16 protein-coding genes and 2 tRNA genes are annotated in these 18,746 nt (G+C 50.8%); 13 read left to right on the top strand and 5 right to left on the bottom strand.

The genetic code is table 11. The features are described 5' to 3' along the window. The first annotated feature begins 23 nt into the window (after window positions 1-23). Window positions 24-1,838: an ATP-dependent zinc metalloprotease FtsH gene (gene ftsH, locus ABID13_RS10760; RefSeq protein ID WP_007871122.1), complete on the top strand. Its 1,815-nt coding sequence runs from the start codon at window positions 24-26 to the stop codon at window positions 1,836-1,838. 575 nt (window positions 1,839-2,413) lie between these two features. Then, window positions 2,414-4,534 (top strand): glycoside hydrolase family 13 protein, encoded by a 2,121-nt coding sequence (locus ABID13_RS10755; RefSeq protein WP_048930105.1) that lies wholly within the window; start codon window positions 2,414-2,416, stop codon window positions 4,532-4,534. Between the two features lie 191 nt (window positions 4,535-4,725). Here the strand turns inward: ABID13_RS10755 and ABID13_RS10750 are convergent. Both ABID13_RS10750 and ABID13_RS10745 read right to left on the bottom strand, forming a co-directional pair. Next, window positions 4,726-4,809, bottom strand: a tRNA-Leu gene (locus ABID13_RS10750). Window positions 4,810-4,905: 96 nt separating this feature from the next. Further along, a tRNA-Tyr gene (locus ABID13_RS10745) sits at window positions 4,906-4,987 on the bottom strand. 378 nt (window positions 4,988-5,365) lie between these two features. Between ABID13_RS10745 and ABID13_RS10740 the strand changes: the two genes are divergently transcribed. From ABID13_RS10740 to ABID13_RS10710, 7 genes are read left to right on the top strand one after another with little or no spacing between them, the layout of a single operon-like run. Continuing rightward, window positions 5,366-6,931, top strand: a complete 1,566-nt coding sequence (locus ABID13_RS10740) for a SulP family inorganic anion transporter (protein ID WP_007871127.1) — start codon at window positions 5,366-5,368, stop codon at window positions 6,929-6,931. 24 nt (window positions 6,932-6,955) lie between these two features. Beyond that, window positions 6,956-8,419 (top strand): hypothetical protein, encoded by a 1,464-nt coding sequence (locus ABID13_RS10735; RefSeq protein WP_045091121.1) that lies wholly within the window; start codon window positions 6,956-6,958, stop codon window positions 8,417-8,419. Window positions 8,420-8,436: 17 nt separating this feature from the next. Continuing rightward, a complete protein-coding gene (locus ABID13_RS10730; protein WP_007871131.1) occupies window positions 8,437-8,997 on the top strand; it encodes a flavodoxin family protein in 561 nt (186 codons plus the stop codon). 49 nt (window positions 8,998-9,046) lie between these two features. Next, a complete protein-coding gene (locus ABID13_RS10725; RefSeq protein WP_007871133.1) occupies window positions 9,047-9,427 on the top strand; it encodes a TIGR03792 family protein in 381 nt (126 codons plus the stop codon). Window positions 9,428-9,448: 21 nt separating this feature from the next. Beyond that, entirely contained in the window at window positions 9,449-10,180 is a 732-nt protein-coding gene (locus ABID13_RS10720) for an SDR family NAD(P)-dependent oxidoreductase (RefSeq protein ID WP_007871135.1), read from the top strand. A gap of 11 nt (window positions 10,181-10,191) precedes the next feature. Next, complete coding sequence (locus tag ABID13_RS10715) at window positions 10,192-11,145, top strand: dihydrofolate reductase family protein (RefSeq protein ID WP_045091122.1); 954 nt, start codon at window positions 10,192-10,194, stop codon at window positions 11,143-11,145. A gap of 17 nt (window positions 11,146-11,162) precedes the next feature. Beyond that, on the top strand, window positions 11,163-11,510 hold the full coding sequence (locus ABID13_RS10710; protein ID WP_007871138.1) for a phenylpyruvate tautomerase MIF-related protein: 348 nt from the start codon (window positions 11,163-11,165) through the stop codon (window positions 11,508-11,510). Between the two features lie 110 nt (window positions 11,511-11,620). Here ABID13_RS10710 and ABID13_RS10705 read toward each other — a convergent pair whose 3' ends face one another. From ABID13_RS10705 to ABID13_RS10695, 3 genes are all read right to left on the bottom strand, one after another. After that, entirely contained in the window at window positions 11,621-12,772 is a 1,152-nt protein-coding gene (locus tag ABID13_RS10705; protein WP_007871140.1) for an ROK family transcriptional regulator, read from the bottom strand. A 106-nt stretch (window positions 12,773-12,878) separates the two neighbouring features. Continuing rightward, window positions 12,879-13,274, bottom strand: a complete 396-nt coding sequence (locus tag ABID13_RS10700) for a DUF2752 domain-containing protein (protein ID WP_007871143.1) — start codon at window positions 13,272-13,274, stop codon at window positions 12,879-12,881. Then, window positions 13,267-13,611 (bottom strand): DUF4234 domain-containing protein, encoded by a 345-nt coding sequence (locus ABID13_RS10695; RefSeq protein WP_007871146.1) that lies wholly within the window; start codon window positions 13,609-13,611, stop codon window positions 13,267-13,269. The genes ABID13_RS10700 and ABID13_RS10695 overlap by 8 nt, the downstream gene beginning before the upstream one ends. Before the next feature lie 220 nt (window positions 13,612-13,831). Between ABID13_RS10695 and ABID13_RS10690 the strand changes: the two genes are divergently transcribed. The 4 genes from ABID13_RS10690 to ABID13_RS10675 all read left to right on the top strand — a co-directional run bounded on the left by ABID13_RS10690 (window position 13,832) and on the right by ABID13_RS10675 (window position 18,595). Continuing rightward, window positions 13,832-15,880 carry a DHH family phosphoesterase gene (locus ABID13_RS10690; RefSeq protein ID WP_007871157.1) on the top strand — a complete coding sequence of 683 codons (2,049 nt, stop codon included), beginning with the start codon at window positions 13,832-13,834 and terminating at the stop codon, window positions 15,878-15,880. A gap of 34 nt (window positions 15,881-15,914) precedes the next feature. Next, window positions 15,915-16,361, top strand: a complete 447-nt coding sequence (gene rplI, locus ABID13_RS10685) for a 50S ribosomal protein L9 (protein ID WP_007871160.1) — start codon at window positions 15,915-15,917, stop codon at window positions 16,359-16,361. Window positions 16,362-16,471: 110 nt separating this feature from the next. Continuing rightward, window positions 16,472-17,830: a replicative DNA helicase gene (gene dnaB, locus ABID13_RS10680; RefSeq protein ID WP_007871163.1), complete on the top strand. Its 1,359-nt coding sequence runs from the start codon at window positions 16,472-16,474 to the stop codon at window positions 17,828-17,830. 96 nt (window positions 17,831-17,926) lie between these two features. After that, window positions 17,927-18,595 carry a MerR family transcriptional regulator gene (locus ABID13_RS10675; RefSeq protein WP_007871165.1) on the top strand — a complete coding sequence of 223 codons (669 nt, stop codon included), beginning with the start codon at window positions 17,927-17,929 and terminating at the stop codon, window positions 18,593-18,595. Window positions 18,596-18,746 lie beyond the last annotated feature (151 nt).

Genomic DNA, 18,746 nt, shown 5'->3' with positions numbered 1-18,746 from the left:
AGAAGGTCTAAGGAGGCAATTCGTTGAGACAGCAGCAGACATTTAGAGGTTTTATATTTATACTCCTGATGCTGATTTTAATCGCCACGGCAGTTCGGCTGCCATATGCAAGACAGGCGGATAAGGTTACGAATCAGGATTTTATTCAGATACTGGATGATGGGCAGGCATCAGAGGTTGCCATCCATCAGAATCCACAGACGCCCACCGGCGAAGTGGTGATCACCATGGCGGACGGACAGGTAAAGCGCCTGTATGTGACAGATGTGAAGGACACCCAGAAGATCCTGGATGACCATAAGATGGAGTATGTGGTAATGGATGTGCCCCAGGAGAATTATCTGGTGACCATTATCCTGCCCTTTATGCTGTCCATTGTGGTGGTGGTGATCATTATCATGGTTATGAACCGCAGCGCGGGAGGCGGCGGCGCCAATGCCAGGATGATGAATTTCGGCAAGAGCCGGGCAAGGATGAGCCGGGACAGCAAGGTGAATTTTTCCAATGTGGCCGGGCTTGTGGAGGAAAAGGAAGAGTTGGAGGAGGTTGTGGATTTCCTCAAGAATCCCCAGAAATACACCAGCGTGGGAGCCAGGATACCCAAGGGACTCCTGCTTGTGGGACCTCCGGGAACAGGTAAGACGCTGCTGGCAAAGGCAGTGGCCGGAGAAGCAGGTGTTCCCTTCTTTTCCATATCAGGTTCTGATTTTGTGGAAATGTTTGTAGGCGTGGGAGCTTCCCGTGTCCGTGACCTGTTTGAGGAAGCCAAGAAGAATTCCCCGTGTATTGTATTTATAGATGAGATCGATGCGGTTGCCCGCCGCAGAGGCACGGGCATGGGCGGCGGCCATGATGAGAGGGAGCAGACCTTAAATCAGCTGCTGGTCGAGATGGATGGATTTGGCGTTAATGAGGGCATCATTGTGATGGCAGCCACCAACCGTGTGGATATACTGGATCCGGCCATTCTCCGTCCGGGCCGTTTTGACCGGAAGGTTGCAGTGGGCCGTCCTGACGTAAAGGGCCGTGAGGAGATCCTTAAGGTACATTCCAAGGATAAGCCCCTTAGCGAGGATGTGGATCTTCACCGCGTGGCCCAGACCACTGCGGGATTCACAGGCGCTGACCTGGAGAACCTGATGAACGAGGCAGCCATTGTGTCTGCAAGGGAGAACCGCAGGTTCATCAAGCAGAGCGATATAGACCGGGCATTTGTGAAAGTGGGGATCGGCGCTGAGAAAAAGAGCAAGGTGATTTCTGAAAAAGACAAGAAGATCACCGCTTACCACGAAGCAGGCCATGCGATCCTGTTCCATGTGCTTCCCGATGTGGGTCCGGTACACACCGTATCCATCATACCTACGGGAATCGGAGCAGCAGGCTACACCATGCCCCTTCCTGAAAAGGATGAGATGTTTAATACCAGGGGGCGCATGCTTCAGAATATTATGGTGGACCTGGGCGGACGTATCGCAGAGGAACTGATATTTGACGATATCACCACCGGCGCATCCCAGGACATCAAGCAGGCCACCCAGATCGCCAGGGCCATGGTAACCCAGTACGGTATGTCTGATAAGGTGGGTATGATCCAGTACGGCGGTGATGATAATGAAGTATTTATCGGCCGTGACCTGGCCCACACAAAGTCATACGGCAACGGCGTTGCGGACACCATTGACAGCGAGGTGAAGCGCATCATCGATGACTGTTACCAGAAGGCCACGGATATCATCAAGCAGTACGATTATGTACTCCATTCCTGTGCGGCCCTGCTGATTGAGAAGGAAAAGATCAACCAGGAGGAATTTGAGGCATTGTTCGCTCCTGCACAGTGATCAGTTAATTGTGATCAATCATAAGAGAGACAGGGCGGTTCCCGGAAATGGGAGCCGCCTTCTGTATCCGCTGTCAGCTTTGTTGGGAGCGGGCATCTATGGGGCCTCGGAAACGTACTGGCAAGAGGCGGACAGGTGTTCCTGATCAGAGGAAACGGCTGTATCCTTCTCCTGGCCTTTGTGCTTATGGCAATAAGCGCAATCTTGGCAATGAACCTTTACTGGGAACGCTGGGCGGGAAATTCATAAGCCCCCCTCCTTTGTGTATTTTTACCACAAACATCCAGGAAAATAATTGATCTTTGTGCACACTTTTTCCGCCCCCTGTGCTATTATAATAAATGTAACCCCCCCCAATACATTATATAGTTTTTGCTACACCCCATAAGAAACGAAATACCTTCTCCTGAAAAGCCTGGCTACCCCGCCAGGCTTTTCACTTTGTGGCATCTATGCAAAAACGTCACCATTAAAGCGGTTTTTCTACTATTATTCGCCTTGTGCAAATAAAAAAATTCATATACAATAGATGATGGGAAAATGGATTTAAACAAATAAGGAAAAGGAAATCAACAGTGGGAGACAATATAAACCGACTTATCAACAGAGACGCCCTCTTTTCCTCAGAGACAGAGGATTACCGTTTTCCGGCTGAGCCGGACGCGGATGATGACGTATTACTTCGTATGCGGACCGGTAGGGGCAATGCAGATCATGTATATTATGTGGAGGACAAAGCAGAAGTTGAGATGGCCAAAGTGCTGTCCGATGATTTGTTTGACTATTATGAATATGAAATTACAGTAGGCACCGATCAGGTGCTTTATCACTTTAAAGTTGTATCCGGACAGGATGTCTGCCTTTATAACAGGCTGGGACCCGTGGATGATGGCCAGGCATGTTTTGATTTTAAGATCACACCGGGATTCCACACTCCTGATTGGGCCAAGGGCGCGGTTATGTACCAGATCTATGTGGACCGCTTTTGCAATGGCGACAAGGATAATGACGTGGAGTCATGTGAATATGTTTATATAGGACGCCCGGTACAAAAGATTGAGGATTGGAGCAGGAATCCTTCCGCCATGGATGTGGGATGTTTTTACGGAGGAGATCTTCAGGGAGTATGGGATAAGCTGGATTACATCAAGAGTCTGGGGGTGGAGGTCATTTACCTGAACCCGATTTTTGTATCTCCTTCCAACCACAAATATGACTGCCAGGATTACGAACACATCGATCCCCATTTTGGCAGGATCGTCAAGGACGGCGGAAGCCTGGTGGATAAGAATGCCACGGATAACAAGGGAGCGGAGAAATACATCATCCGCAGCGCGGGCTGGGAAAATCTGGAGGCCAGCGATGCATTTTTTGCAGAGTTTGTCCAGGAGATTCATAAACGGGGTATGAAGATCGTGCTGGACGGCGTATTTAACCACTGTGGTTCTTTTAACAAGTGGCTGGATGCGGAGGAGATCTATAAGAACTCAGGGGACTATGAACCAGGCGCTTATGAGACCAAGGACAGTCCTTACCACAGCTTTTTCCAGTTCCATGACGAGAGGGACCAGGCGTGGCCCTGCAACGCTACCTATGACGGCTGGTGGGGCCATGACACCCTGCCTAAACTGAACTATGAGAATTCCGGAAAACTGGTGGAATATATACTGAACGTTGCAAAGAAATGGGTATCACCGCCCTATTCCATTGACGGCTGGCGGCTGGATGTGGCGGCCGACCTGGGCCACACGGCGGAATACAACCACTCCTTCTGGCGCAGGTTCAGACAGGCGGTCAAGGAAGTGAATCCACAGACCCTTATACTTGCGGAACACTATGGGGATCCGGCAAGCTGGCTGGAGGGAGACCAGTGGGATTCCATCATGAATTATGATGCCTTTATGGAGCCGGTCACATGGTTCCTGACAGGGATGGAAAAACACAGCGACAGCTATAACGGCAGTGTGTGGGGAGACGGAGAGGCGTTCTTTAATGCCATGAAGTACCATATGAGCCGTATGCAGACCAACACAGTGCTCACTGCCATGAACCAGCTGTCCAACCATGACCATTCCAGATTCCTTACAAGGACCAATCAGGTAGTGGGGCGGACCGGCACCTTAGGGCCTGAGAAGGCTTCGGAGAATGTAAAGCTTCCCGTGTTCCGGGAGGCGGTGGTGATCCAGATGACATGGCCGGGCGCTCCCACTTTATATTATGGCGATGAGGCTGGTGTGTGCGGATGGACAGACCCGGACAGCAGAAGGACCTATCCCTGGGGCAGTGAGGACTTGGAATTGATTGAGTTCCACCGCTATATGACAGGCATCCACAACCGGCTTCCCGTGTTCAAGAAGGGCAGTGTAAAGCCTCTTGTGGCAAAGCACCAGCAGATCGCATTCGGCCGCATGTACCGGGAATACCAGGCAGTGACCGTGGTATCCAACAGCCCTGAGATCCAGATGATGGAAATTCCCGTGTGGCAGCTGGGTATCACGGATGATATGATCCTGGGCCGTCCCATACTTACCATGGAGAGCGGTTATAATGCGGGAATCATGATGTACCGGGTTAAAAACGGTTTGTTAAAGGTGAATATGCCGTCTTACAGCGCGGCGGTGTTTATCTCCAAGCCGGAAGATTTTTATCCGGTGGTGGATTCCAGGTTTGCAGATGGGGTTGGGGAAGAAAAGTAGAAGGAACAGAGTACTCCTGACAGGTAGTGTCAGGGGTACTTTTTCCTTCTGGTATCTCCGGAGATTTTTCCTGTGTATGGTGATTTGCATAAATTACGATGAAAATAAAAACAGATCCAAAACATGAGAGAGGGACAGCCGAAACCGGCTGTCCCTCTCTCATTACCTTAAAAATATCGAATTTGTTTTAATGCGGGTGGCCGGACTTGAACCGGCACGGTATCGCTACCGAGGGATTTTAAGTCCCTTGTGTCTGCCTATTCCACCACACCCGCATAAGCACAGGTGTACTTACTGTGCGTGCCACGGCTGAAAACCAGGACCTTTACGCGCAATGCACTGATGTCCTTAAGCTATAACTGACACGCTAGTGGGCGAAGGTGGATTCGAACCACCGAAGCTATAAGCAGCAGATTTACAGTCTGTCCCCTTTGGCCACTCGGGAATTCGCCCAAATATTGCTTTGACAAGCAGTGATTATAATACCACAGACAGGGGGAAAAATCAAGAGGTTTGCACAATTTTTGTACGTATCAGGGTGCATTTTAGGTGCTGGAACAGAGCACGATTCCGGTTGGATGGGGCAGTGGGGAAACGTCCTGAACTGTTACTATAATTTTTAATAAAAAGAGTATTGACAAATAAATAACGAAGTGATATATTAAAAAAGGATTCAGTATCCATTTTTTATTAAATAGTTTGTTTAATAGTTAAATAAAGTCCGGCAGATGCAGATTGCAGACATGAGAATAAGTGCACTTGCAAACGGCTATACACTTTTGTTGGCTAGTTTGTTTAATACATAAACAAATAAATGGAGAACATTTAACAATGGGAAGAGAAGGATTTAAATATCACTGGTGGGGCAAGGGCGATATTGATGCCTCCTTTGGGATCTTCTTTGATGGATTTTCAAAGATCCTGACAGCCACAGGTATCATGACAGTGGTGTTCGGCATGCCGGCGTCCATTGTCATCGGCAAGGTGGTGCCGGGGATCGGACTTGCCATATTCCTGGGAAATCTGTGGTACTTTTTTGAAGCCTCACAGCTGGCCGGCAAGGAAAAGAGGCAGGATGTCACATCCCAGCCCTTTGGGATCGGCGCATCCCAGCTTTCAGGCTGGCTGTATCTGATCATCGGCCCGGTGTACTGGCAGACCAGGGATGCCCAGCTGGCATTCCAGGTAGGACTGGCTGCTGCTTTTATCGGCGGCATGGTAGAGGTGGCTGGCGGTTTTGCAGGGAGATGGATCATCAATAATGTGCCCAACTGCGCGCTTATGGGAAATATGGCCTCATCGGCCATGGTATGGCTGTCCATTGTTGGACTGGCCATGGTGTTTGACAAGCCGGTGTATGGGCTTTTGCCGCTGTTCATTATTATCATCGATTACCTGGGCAAGGCGGATAAGCGGTTTGCCAAGATCCCCTCCGGAGTGGTGGCTATCCTGATCGGCACAGCCGCTGCCTGGGCGGGAGGATACCTGACTTGGGGCCAGTTTGAACAATCCTTTTCCAGTCTTGGGTTTTATCCCCCTTCCCTCAGCCTGGGGGATGTGACGGCTGGATTTAAGGGGATCGTGCCATTTCTTCCGGTGATCATCCCGCTCCAGATCAACAATTTCCTGTCCACTCTTCAGGGGCTGGAATCAGCCAGAATGGCGGGGGATGCATATCCGGAACGCCGGTCCATGATCATGGATGGGGTGTCCACCATTACCGGCTCCCTGTTTGGCAACCCCTTTCCCACCACGGTGTACTTCGGTCATCCGGGCTGGAAGGAGCTGGGGGCAAGGGCGGGATTTTCCCTTGTGAACGGTATCCTTTACCTTGTCATCTGCACCACGGGAATGACCGGGGTGCTGATGGCCCTTATTCCAACAGAGGCTGTGATGGTGCTTCTCATCTTTATCGGTTTTTCAGTGACCGACAGTACGTTCCGGTCCATGGATAAGAAATACTATCAGGTGATATTTTTATCCCTGATGCCCATTCTGTTCCAATACATGCAGACGCTCATCAGCTCGTCCGTGCAGGCGGCAGGGGCAGCCATGGAAAACATATCCTCCGCAACATTTGCCGAGTATTCCGTGCCCATTGAGGGCATCATGTATCTTGGGAACGGTGGTTTCCTCACCAGCCTTTTGCTGGCAGGTCTTCTGGCCTGTGTGGTGGACCGGCGCTACCGGATGGCAGGCGGGTTTGCCCTGGTGATGGCGGGCTGTGCGGCCATAGGAATGATCCATTGTCCGGAGATCGCGCTGCTGTCCGGTCCGGGGATCGTGTTTGGGATCATTTACCTTACGGTTGCCATTTTCCTGTTTTCAAAGGGATATTATTTTGAGCAGCAGACAGAGGAAAAAGGACCGCACCCCATGGTGCAGGATCATATATAATTTTCATTACAGGAGGAAATAAGTATGGGAAAGGCAATACCTTTTTTCAAAAAGGCAGACCTGGATGCATCCATTGGCGTGTTCTTTGATGGATTTTCCAAGGTAATCGTGGCGATCGCCATTTTAGCAGGCACATTTGGGCTGGATGGAAGGACCATCTTCGGCACCATGATGCCGGGTGTATTTCTCACCGTGGTCATCCTAAACGGAGGGCTTTGGCTCTATTACAGGAAGATAGCGGCTGACCGCAACGACCCGAACCTGACCGCGATCCCTGCCGGTCTGCAGGCAGGCCGTATGTTTATCTGGCTTTACAGCATCATGCTTCCGGTATTCATAAGCACAGGCAGCGCGGACCTTGCGTTTAAGACAGGCGTGCTGGCCCATCTGGTGGGCGGGATCATCTTTATTATCGGCGCATTTGTGGTTCCGGTCATCTTAAGGATCGTGCCGGCCGGCGCACTGTTCGGCTCCCTGGCCGGAGGGGCCATGGCATTCCTGATCATGCAGTCCATGAACGGCGTTCTGAAAATGCCTCTGGTGGGATGGCTGTCCCTGATGGTACTGTTTGTGATCTATCTGGGCAAGGTGGAGGTTAAGCTTCCCGCAGCCCTTATAGCCATTGTGATCGGCTCTGTTGTGGCGTGGATCAGCGGTGTCATGGGATTTGGCGCAGTGACGGAATCCCTGAGTAACCTGAGTTTCTACATACCACTCCCGGTACTGGACATTTTTAACCCTGACGTTATCAGCGCCATGATCCCATTCCTGCCCATTATCATTGTGTTTTCCCTGAATGAGGTCATCACAGGGATCCAGGCAGTGGAGCAGGCCAAGGAATGCGGCGATACCTTTTTTACAACAACCAAACCCCTTGTGCTGTGCGGTGTGGCCAGCATTGTGGGGGCATGCTTTGGAAATCCTCTGGCCGTGGGCCTGTACTGGGGATATCCGGGATGGAAGAAAATGGAATCCGGAACGGGATATCATCTTGGAATCGTTGCCCTGTATGCTCTGGTGGGACTGACCGGACTTTCAGCCATCATCAATGCTTTTATCCCTGAAGCGGTGGTTCTGCCTATTCTGGTATTTGTAGGAATATCCAGTTATTCCCAGGCTTTTGAGGTGGTGGATAAAAAGTATTATCCGGCGGTCATCATGGCTTCCCTGCCGGTTGTCATGGACTTTATTGTGGACAACATGAAGGAAGGCGCCCTTCCCGGATTTACGGCCTTTGACCCCGGCTCTGCATTTGTGGGACTTCTGGTGGGCTGTGTTTTCGTATTTATCATAGACAACAATTGGAAAAATGCCTCCATTACCAATGGGGCGGCCCTGGCCCTGACAGCAATTGGAATGATCCATTCCCCGGGGATACTGGGCACGGAAGGATATGCGCCGGATATGGGATTTATTCAGGTGTACATTGTGCTGATCATTGTATTTGCAGTAATGCATGTCACAGGTTTTAACAGGAAAAAAGCTTGAATCAGGAGGAAGTAAAGGTGAAGACACTTGTAATTATAGGAGCGGCAAGAAAAAACGGGCATACGCGCCAGATGGTGGATCTGTTTCTGGAGCACCTGGATGGTGAAAAGGAGATCATCGATGCCTACCGCACGGAAGTAAAGCCCTGTGTGGACTGCCGGTTCTGCTGGAAAAAGAAGGAATGTGCCATCAAGGACGGCATGCAGGAAATCTATCAGAAACTGGAGGAAGCGGACAACATCATCCTGGCCTCCCCCATGTATTTCCACTCCATCACAGGGAGGATGAAGTCCCTGATCGACCGTTTCCAGGTGTATTGGGCAGGTCATGTGAGAAATGATATGCCGGAAACATTTTTGCGCAAAGGCGCCATACTGATGGTGGGCGGCGCTCCCTCCTTTGAGAACCAGTTCCTGGGCGGGGAGATCGTGCTTAAGAACCTGTTAAATGATCTGAGCACAGAGTGTCTGGGCCAGGTCTGTCTGCCAAACAGCGACAGGGACAGTCTTGAAACCAGGCCTGATATCGCGGCGCAGGTTATTGCTTTGGCGGAAAAGATGAATCGGGCAGTAAAATAAGCCGTCCTGAACAGTTACAATAAAACAAACATAAATAGGAGGAATTATCATGCAGGGTTACACTTACACAAAGGGAGAGCATTATCCGGTAGAACATTTGGTTTTTAAGGTAGCGCCGGAGGACGTGGAGCATTATCTGGCGGTTGACCATGAGATCTGGACTTTAAAGGAGGCATATGCGCCTGGATTTGACCATATCCCCTTCCTTTACAAAGAGGTTTGGGTCAATGACAACAAGCCGGGCGAAATCCACTTCATCTTTGTCTGGGAGAGCATTGAGTCCTGGAGAAAGATCGATGACAAGGAATACCAGGCTAAACTGATCAAGGAGTTTGACGAGAAGTTCGGCCGGCCTTACGAGTTCATCCGCTGCGTGCAGAATGAGGAGAACTTCGGCGTTCACCGTGTGAGCCGTTTTGAGAGAATCTAGTAAAGGAGCGAGGAAAAGAATATGAGATTTGAAGATAAAGTAGTGATCGTTACCGGCGCAAGCTCCGGTATCGGTGAGGGAGTTGCCAGGAAATTCCTGGATGAGGGCGCTTTGGTTGTGGGATGCGGCATTGAGCCTGAGATGCATATTGAGAGCAGCAGGGCCATCTATGTACAGGCCAACCTTACTGAGTTTGCCCAGGCGCAGCATGTGGTGGAGGAAGCAGTGAAGGCATTCGGCAGGGTGAATAAGCTGGTGTGCTGCGCAGGGGTTACCTTTGTGGGTTCCCTGGAGACAACGGATTATGACACCTTTATGAGGGAGCTTTCCATTAACATGGGCGGCGTGTTCAATATGTGCAAGGCAGCCATTTCCGAGCTTAAGAAGCAGGAAGGTTCCACCATTGTGAACGTGGGATCCGACCTGGGAGTGCGTCCCATTCCGGAGCGCATCGGCTACTGCCCGTCCAAGGCTGGCGTTATCATGCTGACTAAATGCATTGCCCTGGAGTATGCTCCGTCCATCCGTGTGAATGCCATCCTTCCGGGACTGGTGCGCACACCTATGATCGAGCAGAGGTTTACAGAGGCAGAGGATCCAAAGGCTCTGGAAGAGTCATACGCAAGCCTGTACCCCCTGCACAAGATGGGGAAGATCGAGGATATGGCCAATGCCATTGCATTCCTGTCCAGCGATGAAAGCGGGTTTATCACAGGAGAGATCATGCAGGTCTGCGGCGGCAGTCTGATTTAAGGAGGAATGACATGGCAACATCTTTATTTAAAATGCCTTTTGATATTGAAAAGACCAGGGTGAAGCAGATCTACAGAAGCAGCTCCCTGGACCAGGCGCAGGTGGAAACCATAACATGTGAGGAGATGAAGGAAATCTACGGGGACCTGAAGTTTGAGGCTCTCCACGAGGACCGTCCCTATACATATACGTCCCTGGTCACATCCATTGACGGCAGGATCGCATTTACGGACGCACCCCAGGGGCCCCTCATTGCAAAGCTGAACAAGTATGACGGGGATGGGGCCGGCGCCGACTGGTGGATCCTCAACATGCTCAGGGCCGTGTCTGACGGAGATATCATTGGTGCGGGCACCATGAATGCGGAGAGTGACTATACGGCCCATGTGTTCTCGCAGCAGCTGGAGGATGCAAGGGTGGCGGCCGGCATGGAGCCGGTCCCATGGAATATCATCTCATCCCTGGATGCAACAGACATTCCTTTTGACCATGTACTGTTTAAAACAAAGGAAGTTCCCGTGATGATCAGCACCAGCGCTGCCGGTGTTCCTGTTATCCGGGAAAAAATGAAGGAAGATTACTACCTGGTGGGGCCTGTTAAGGATATTTCTGAGGTCACCGGGGAAATGATCGAGTCCATGAAGGCAAACCGGAACAAGGTACTGGTGATCGCCACAGGCGACAAGGCGCCGGATTCCAAGGTTGCCCTCTATATCATGAAGAAATTCGGCCTTAACAAGGTGCTGGTGGAGACTCCCTCCTACATGCATTACCTGGTATCCCAGGGCATGATGGATGAGCTGTTCTTTAATTACTCCTGCATTTATGTGGGCGGGCAGGCGCTGACCATCGGCAAATTCGGGCAGGAGTTTGGCTCTGAGGACCACCCCCATACCAGGATGCTGAGCATCCATTCCCACAGCGATCATTTCTTCTATTTCAGGCATAAGCTGATTTATGGTTAGGGAAAGGGGCAAATAAAATGCCGTGCATACAGGTAAAAACAAACGTTAAGACCTCCCGTCAGGCTGCGGAGGAGATCAAGGAAGCATTGGGGCAGGCCATCAGCTGTCTTCCGGGAAAAAGCGAGGATTGGCTTATGGTGTCCATTGAGGACGGATGCCAGATGTTCTTTGGAGGAAAGGGCAGCCGGCCCATCGCCATGGTGGAGGTAAAGATTCTGGGAAATGCCGTGGATCAGGAAGGCGCCAAGCGCATGACCGGGGAAATGACCAGAGTATTAGGCGGGACTTTGGGGGTATCGCCTGATAACATGTACATTAAATATGAAGCATCTCCTGACTGGGGATGGAATGGAACGAACTTTTAATAGGCTGGCAGGGACGGTGTGATGCAGGATCTGCCGGCAGTTAAAGAGGGGACTGGATCTTCCAGGTGCCCCTCTTTTTGTATGGTCATGTTTCGGTTTACATATCCGCCTTAACCATGGGCTGATAAAATCTCAAAAAATTCCTCAATGGCTTTGAGGGAGGCCCCAAGGATCGGCCCTTCATTTCCAAGTGAGGAGATCAGGATCTCCTGGGTATGGGTGATGGGGAGGACAATATCCTTCATGATCTCAGGCAACAGGTAAGGGAGGGACTGGATGAGATGGGAGTTAAGGATGATCATTTCGCAGTTTACAAAAAATATGATGTTGGACAATCCGATGGCCAGGTTGCGGATGTATGTGTCCAGGATGGCCAGCGCAGAGGGATGCTGCTTTTTAACCAGCTCTATAAACTCATCAATATCCTCCAGGGGTTTCTCCAGATGGAGGTTGATCTCGTCCAGAAGGTATTGGTCTGAGCAGTACTGTTCCCAGCACCCGTATTTACCGCAGGAGCATTGCTTTGTCTCCTGGATGTTGATGGTGTGGTGCCCAACTGCATTGGCAAATCCCAGGTAACCGCGGATAAGCTGGCCGTTGGAGATCATGCCGCAGGATATGACATCGGAGATGCACAGTACGGTCAGCTCCTCATACTGGGGATGAAGGCGGGATTCCATGGAAGCTGCCAGGTTCCCGTCATTGTCAATGTACACAGGTACATTGTAGCGCTGTTCCAGCAAGGACTTAATATCGATGTTGTGCCACTGGAGCTTGGGAATAAAGCGGATGACCCCGTCCAGATCAATGATCCCACGCACAGCCAGGCTGATGCCGATCAGCCCGTAGGGGCAGGGCGGTATTTCCCTGATCATTTTGTCAATTGCCACATAGATCTGCTGGTACACGTAGGAAAACGCCTTTTTCTCAATGAACAGGGACCGGCGGCTGATAATATCGTTGTTCAGGTCCGTGAGGATGAGACTGATACGGCGCGCCCCGATATCAACGGCAATGCAGTAACCCGCCTTGGCAGCCAGGGTAAGGATGATGGGGGGCCGTCCTCCGCTGGAATCACCCATGGTGGTTTCCTCCACCAGCTTCAGGCTCATCCATTCCTTTACAATGGTGGAAACAGTGGCCTTATTAAGCCCCGTCTCCTCGGAAATACGGGCGCGGGAAATCTGCTTTTTGTTTAATATATGTTTGATAATGGTCAGCCGGTTGGCTGAGCGTATGTCCTTGGTCTGTGATATTTTCATGGGTATGCCTCGATGTTAAAGTATGATTCCATATCAGGAGATGATTTTAATTAGTCATATCATAACATACAGAGGAAATGACCGCAAGTCAAAGCCGGGACCCGGCTCACGGACTGAGCCATGCAAATGCAGGAAGATTGCGCAGTATGCCGAATAGGAGGAGGAAACCGGCCATGATGTAAAGGACCAGGTTCTGGGCCCTTGTGGGCTGCAGCCTGCCGCTTTTTATATACCGGAAAGCCATTTGAAATGCGATTATAAGGCCGGGTGGAAGGATCAGCATGACGGCGGCATTAGCCTGAAAGGCCGACTGAAAGTCCAGGGACAGCAGGGACAGACACATGCGGCTCACTCCGCAGCCGGGGCAGTACAGTCCTGTAATGGTATGGAACATGCAGGGGATAAGGGGATGGCCTGCCAGAATACAGAGTAATGCATAAAACAGGCCAGCTCCCAGGAGCCCGCCTGTTTTTATACATAATCGTATCAAACGCTTATGCATTGGGAAGGTATTTGTTTAACTCGTTCTGCAGCAGGGCATAGGACACAATGCCCAGGCCGAACAGGCTGAGAAGCAGATAGACCACAGGTGCGCTTCCCCTTGGTTCACCGTGTTGGTCGTGAAGCATCTCCACTGCATTTCCCATCTGGTACATCCAGAAAAGCCCGTAGATACCGCAGGTGATCAGTGTGAACAGGAAAACCATTCCACCGCTTGTGCCCTGTCTTCCGGAGAGGCTGTTTGTGTCATCATTGAGCACAATCATCCAGTAGATGCCGTATAAGCCGCAGGTAATCAGGCTCAGCAGGATGCAGACCACAATATTGCGCTGTTTCATACGTATTTCCTCCTTGGTATGTTTTGATATGCAATACAGGTAGATTCTATCACAGGCTCTGCGTATTATCAACAAAAAGCATGTAAAATAAGACATTTTCAGACACCGGCCATATGGTGCATTACTGGTAAAAACTCATTTTTATGGACGAATGGGGCTGGATATGGTATACTAACTAAGATAGGCGTATTCCGATTATGGATACGAATGGAGGCAGACTATGAAAGATAAAGGAAGGACGCGGGGGACATTTAAGGTCTACCTGCAGTGGCCGCTCTTCTTGTCGGTCCTTATGGTCATATTGACTGCCGCTGTTGGAGCGGTGTCCATAAAGGCCGGCATTATTGTATCGGTATTTACCATTGTCTATATAGGGATTGCCCTTTGGCTGTATTTTTCACGGAGAAAAGGCATACTTGCAGGGCTGATCGCATTTTCATCTGCCTATGACCAGAGCAGGCAGAACCTGATGGAAGAGATGCTTATGCCTTATGCAGTGGCAGACGGAAGCGGGCATTTGCTCTGGATGAACCGGGAGTTTGCGGCAATCCTGGCAGAGGAAAAAATTTCATATAAGAATATAACAGCCATGTTCCCTGATATTACGAAGGAAATGCTGGCAACCGGCGGTGAACTGGTAAGCGTGCACAGCTTTCTGGGGGACAGGAAGTTCCGCATTGATCTAAAGCAGGTCATGGTGGACCGGCTGGAGGCAGCGGTGGCTGACAACGGGCTGGAGGGACAGGGGTCGTTTGTGACAGCCATCTACCTGGTGGATGAGACACAGACTCTTTTGTACATGCAGCAGATCAATGATCAGAAGCTGGTGGCCGGACTGATCTATCTGGATAATTATGATGAGGCGCTGGAAAGCGTGGAGGAGGTTAGGCGTTCTCTGCTGACAGCTCTCATTGACCGGAAGATCAGCAAGTATATATCCGGTATGAACGGCATTGTAAAAAAGCTTGAGAAGGACAAATATTTCTTTGTCATCAAGCAGCAGTACATGGCCAGGATCCAGGAGGAGCGTTTCTCCATCCTGGAGGATGTAAAGACAGTGAACATAGGCAATGATATGGCGGTGACCTTAAGTATCGGTATCGGTATGAACGGGGACAGCTACAGCCAGAACTATGATTACGCCAGGACCTCTATTGATATGGCCCTTGGACGGGGAGGCGACCAGGCCGTTGTGAAGGATTCAGGTAAGATCCAGTACTACGGCGGCAAAGCGCAGCAGATGGAAAAGACCACCCGTGTCAAGGCAAGGGTGAAAGCCCATGCCCTCAGGGAACTGATGGAGAACAAGGACCGGCTTTTGATCATGGGACACCGGCTGGCTGATATTGATTCCTTTGGAGCAGCTGTGGGTATATACCGCATTGCCGTGTCCATGAATAAGAAGGCCAACATTGTGGTCAACGAGGTGACATCCTCGGTGCGCCCCATGATGGACCGGTTTATAGGCAACGCGGAATATCCGGAGGATATGTTCCTCACAGGGCCAAAGGCATCAGAGGTGGCGGACCAGGGAACCATGCTGGTCATCGTGGATGTGAACCGCCCCAGTATTACGGACGAACCGGCATTGCTGCGGGAGGTCAGGACCGTTGTGGTACTTGACCATCACAGAACCAGCAGTGAGATTATTGACAATGCGGTGCTTTCCTATGTGGAGCCATATGCTTCATCCACCTGTGAGATGGTGGCGGAAGTTCTGCAGTATATAGCGGACGGCATCAAGGTGAAGCCGGCAGAGGCGGATGCCATGTATGCAGGCATTGTGATCGACACCCAGAATTTTACCAACCAGACAGGTGTGAGGACCTTTGAGGCGGCCGCATTCCTACGGCGCAGCGGCGCGGATATCACAAGGGTGCGCAAGCTGTTCAGGGAGAACATGAGGGATTATCAGGCCAAGGCCGATGCTGTGCGCAAGGCGGAAGTATATATGGACGCCTTTGCCATCAGCGAGTGCTCGGCAGATGGGCTGGACAGCCCCACCATCATCGGCGCCCAGGCCGCCAACGAGCTGTTGGAGATCCGGGGCATTAAGGCTTCGGTGGTGCTGACCGATTATAACGGTACTATTTATTTCAGCGCCCGCTCCATTGACGAGGTCAATGTGCAGGTGATGATGGAGAAGCTGGGGGGCGGCGGACACCGCACCATAGCAGGCGCCCAGATGGAGGGCGTATCAGTGGAAGATGCTAAGATCCGTTTAAAGGAAGTCATCCGCCAGATGCTGGAGGAAGGCGAAGTTTCCTGAGAATGAATTATAAATTGGAAAGGAAGTAAGAGACATGGATATTGTATTACTGGAAGATGTAAAAGCATTAGGAAAAAAAGGACAGATCGTAAAGGTAAATGACGGCTATGCCAGGAATTTCATCCTGCCCAAGAAGCTTGGCCTGGAAGCTACCTCTAAGAACTTAAATGACTTAAAGCTTCAGAAAGCCAATGATGCCAGGATCGCCGCAGAGCAGCTGGCAGCAGCAAAGGAGCTGGGAGCAAAGCTGGATGAGTCCACCGTGACCTTGTCCATTAAGGCGGGCGAGGGCGGAAGGGCGTTTGGCTCCGTGTCCAACAAGGAGATCAGCAAGGCCATTTCCGACCAGCTGAACCTGGATATTGACAAGAAAAAGATCGTTTTAAACGACCCCATCAAATCCATCGGAAGCTTTGAGGTTCCCATTAAGCTTCACAAGGAGGTAACGGCCAGACTTGCGGTAAAGGTAGTGGAAGCTTAACGGTAAGCTGCCGCTGATAATGAAACATGACATGACCCGCCCCGAAAGGAGCGGGTCTCATAGACTGGTATGGGATCTGCATACCGGTTTGAATACAGGAGACGATTAAAATGGAAGAAGCTCTGATCAAGCGGGTGCTTCCCCACAGCCTGGAAGCGGAACAGTCCGTCATCGGATCCATGCTGATGGACAGGGAGGCAGTCATCGCTGCATCGGAAATTGTAACTGGAAGTGATTTTTACCAGCAGCAATATGGTATCATGTTTGATACCATGGTGGAGCTGTTCAATGAGGGCAAGCCCGTGGATCTGGTTACCCTTCAGGACCGGTTAAAGGAAAAGGATGTGCCTCCGGAGGTGTGCAGCCTGGACTTTGTCCGCGACATTGTGACCATGGTGCCCACATCAGCCAATGTGAAGTCCTACGCCACCATTGTAAGTGAGAAGGCAGTCCTTCGCAGGCTGATCAAGACAACGGAGGAGATCGCCAATACCTGCTATGCGGGAAAGGAACCCTTGGAGAATATCCTGGCGGACACGGAGAAATCCGTTTTTAACCTGCTTCAGAACAGGGGAGGCCAGGAGTTTGTTCCCATCAAGCAGGTGGCCATTAATGTCCTTGAAAAGATTGAGGACGCCTATAAGAATCAGGGTACGGTAACGGGTATTCCCTGCGGTTTTATTGACCTGGACTACAAGCTGTCCGGTTTCCAGCCCTCTGACTTTATCCTGATCGCGGCCCGCCCTTCCATGGGTAAGACTGCCTTTGTGCTTAACGTGGTAGATTATGTGGCGGTGCGCAAAAGCCTGCCCTGTATGGTATTCAGTTTGGAAATGTCCAAGGAGCAGCTGGTCAACCGTATGCTTTCCATGGAGTCCAATGTGGACTCCCAGAAGCTGCGTACAGGCTCCCTGACGGATTCGGACTGGGACGCGGTGGTGGAGGGCATCGGCGTTATTGGTAATTCCAAGCTGATCATTGACGACACGCCCGGTATCTCCATCTCGGAGCTGCGCTCCAAATGCAGGAAGATGAAGCTGGAATACGGCTTGAGTATTGTTATCATTGACTACCTGCAGCTGATGAGCGGTAGCAAAAAAGGCGGGGGAGACAACAGGCAGCAGGAGATTTCCGATATATCGCGATCCCTTAAGGCTCTGGCCAGGGAGCTTCATGCTCCGGTGATTGCCCTGTCCCAGCTGTCCCGTGCCTGTGAGACAAGGCAGGACCACCGCCCCATGCTTTCCGACCTTCGAGAGTCCGGAGCTATTGAGCAGGATGCGGACGTGGTTATGTTCCTTTACCGTGATGATTACTATAATAAGGATACGGAACATCCCAATGAGGCTGAGGTGATCATAGCCAAACAGCGAAACGGCCCCATTGGTACGGTGACATTGATCTGGAAGCCCGAGTACACAAAGTTTGTCAATGCGGCAAGACCTCAGGGCGGAGGACCCCAGGAGTAATAAAAATTTTCCGGGAATGTCATAATATCCATTCTCAACGCATACACTAATAGTAAGGCAGGACATGCCTGTTAAGATGTGAAGGAGAGAGTGGCTATGGATGAAGTACATTATCTGATATCGGATGCGTCCAAAAAGGTCGATGTGGAGGCCCATGTATTAAGGTACTGGGAAGAGGAGCTGGAACTTGATATTCCCCGTAACGAGATGGGGCACCGGTACTATACGGATTTACATATCCGCCTGTTTAAGCAGGTCAAGAACCTGAAAGAAAAAGGGTTTCAGCTCAAGGCGATCAAGCACGCGCTGAACCAGGTACTTAAGAAAGACGGAAAAGCTCAGACAGAGCTGTCCGATGAAATTTTAGAGCGTGATATGAACGCGGCCCTGAATGAATTCAAGGAAGAGGATGGGAACACATCATTAAGCACTATGAAGAGTGACGGTGTATCCGTGGTAGCCATGGAAGAGAAGATGGAACAGTTCCAGCAGATTATGAACCTGATAATCGGACGAGCCCTTGAAGTCAACAATGAAAAGCTGAGCCAGGACATCAGCTGCCTGGTCAACGAAAAGATGGGAAAGGAATTGGAATTCCTGCTCCAGGCATCAGATGAGAAGGAAGAGGAGCGTTTCCGCCAGCTGGATGAAACCCTGAGGGCTTACCAGAAGGGCGGACAAGCTGAGGCGGCGGCTGCCAAAGTCCCATTTTTCAAACGCCGCAAATTCGGCCGCAGCGGAAAGAAGCTGAGGGATGGAAAGTAGTCCGGATCTCATGCCGGAAGAGAAGGAAGGAATTATAAAATGATACAGGACAGGACATACGCTGCCGCGGCAGTGAGGGTTCTGTCCTGTATGGTTTATAATTCCTTCCTTTTTTGGTAGTTCCATCCCCTTTCAATTTTCTTACAACCAC

Source organism: Enterocloster citroniae, from assembly GCF_040545455.1.
GTDB lineage: Bacteria > Bacillota > Clostridia > Lachnospirales > Lachnospiraceae > Enterocloster > Enterocloster citroniae.
Note: the sequence above shows the minus strand (reverse complement) of the source record. Positions and strands in the feature narration are given on the sequence as shown.

Excerpts from the sequence above, each read along its gene's own strand:
- ABID13_RS10740 (WP_007871127.1), top strand. The coding sequence starts at position 5,366 with ATGGGAAGAGAAGGATTTAAATATCACTGGTGGGGCAAGGGCGATATT.
- ABID13_RS10735 (WP_045091121.1), top strand. The coding sequence starts at position 6,956 with ATGGGAAAGGCAATACCTTTTTTCAAAAAGGCAGACCTGGATGCATCC.
- ABID13_RS10725 (WP_007871133.1), top strand. The coding sequence starts at position 9,047 with ATGCAGGGTTACACTTACACAAAGGGAGAGCATTATCCGGTAGAACAT.
- ABID13_RS10720 (WP_007871135.1), top strand. The coding sequence starts at position 9,449 with ATGAGATTTGAAGATAAAGTAGTGATCGTTACCGGCGCAAGCTCCGGT.
- ABID13_RS10715 (WP_045091122.1), top strand. The coding sequence starts at position 10,192 with ATGGCAACATCTTTATTTAAAATGCCTTTTGATATTGAAAAGACCAGG.
- ABID13_RS10710 (WP_007871138.1), top strand. The coding sequence starts at position 11,163 with ATGCCGTGCATACAGGTAAAAACAAACGTTAAGACCTCCCGTCAGGCT.
- ABID13_RS10705 (WP_007871140.1), bottom strand. The coding sequence starts at position 12,772 with ATGAAAATATCACAGACCAAGGACATACGCTCAGCCAACCGGCTGACC.
- ABID13_RS10700 (WP_007871143.1), bottom strand. The coding sequence starts at position 13,274 with ATGCATAAGCGTTTGATACGATTATGTATAAAAACAGGCGGGCTCCTG.
- ABID13_RS10695 (WP_007871146.1), bottom strand. The coding sequence starts at position 13,611 with ATGAAACAGCGCAATATTGTGGTCTGCATCCTGCTGAGCCTGATTACC.
- ABID13_RS10690 (WP_007871157.1), top strand. The coding sequence starts at position 13,832 with ATGAAAGATAAAGGAAGGACGCGGGGGACATTTAAGGTCTACCTGCAG.
- rplI (WP_007871160.1), top strand. The coding sequence starts at position 15,915 with ATGGATATTGTATTACTGGAAGATGTAAAAGCATTAGGAAAAAAAGGA.
- dnaB (WP_007871163.1), top strand. The coding sequence starts at position 16,472 with ATGGAAGAAGCTCTGATCAAGCGGGTGCTTCCCCACAGCCTGGAAGCG.
- ABID13_RS10675 (WP_007871165.1), top strand. The coding sequence starts at position 17,927 with ATGGATGAAGTACATTATCTGATATCGGATGCGTCCAAAAAGGTCGAT.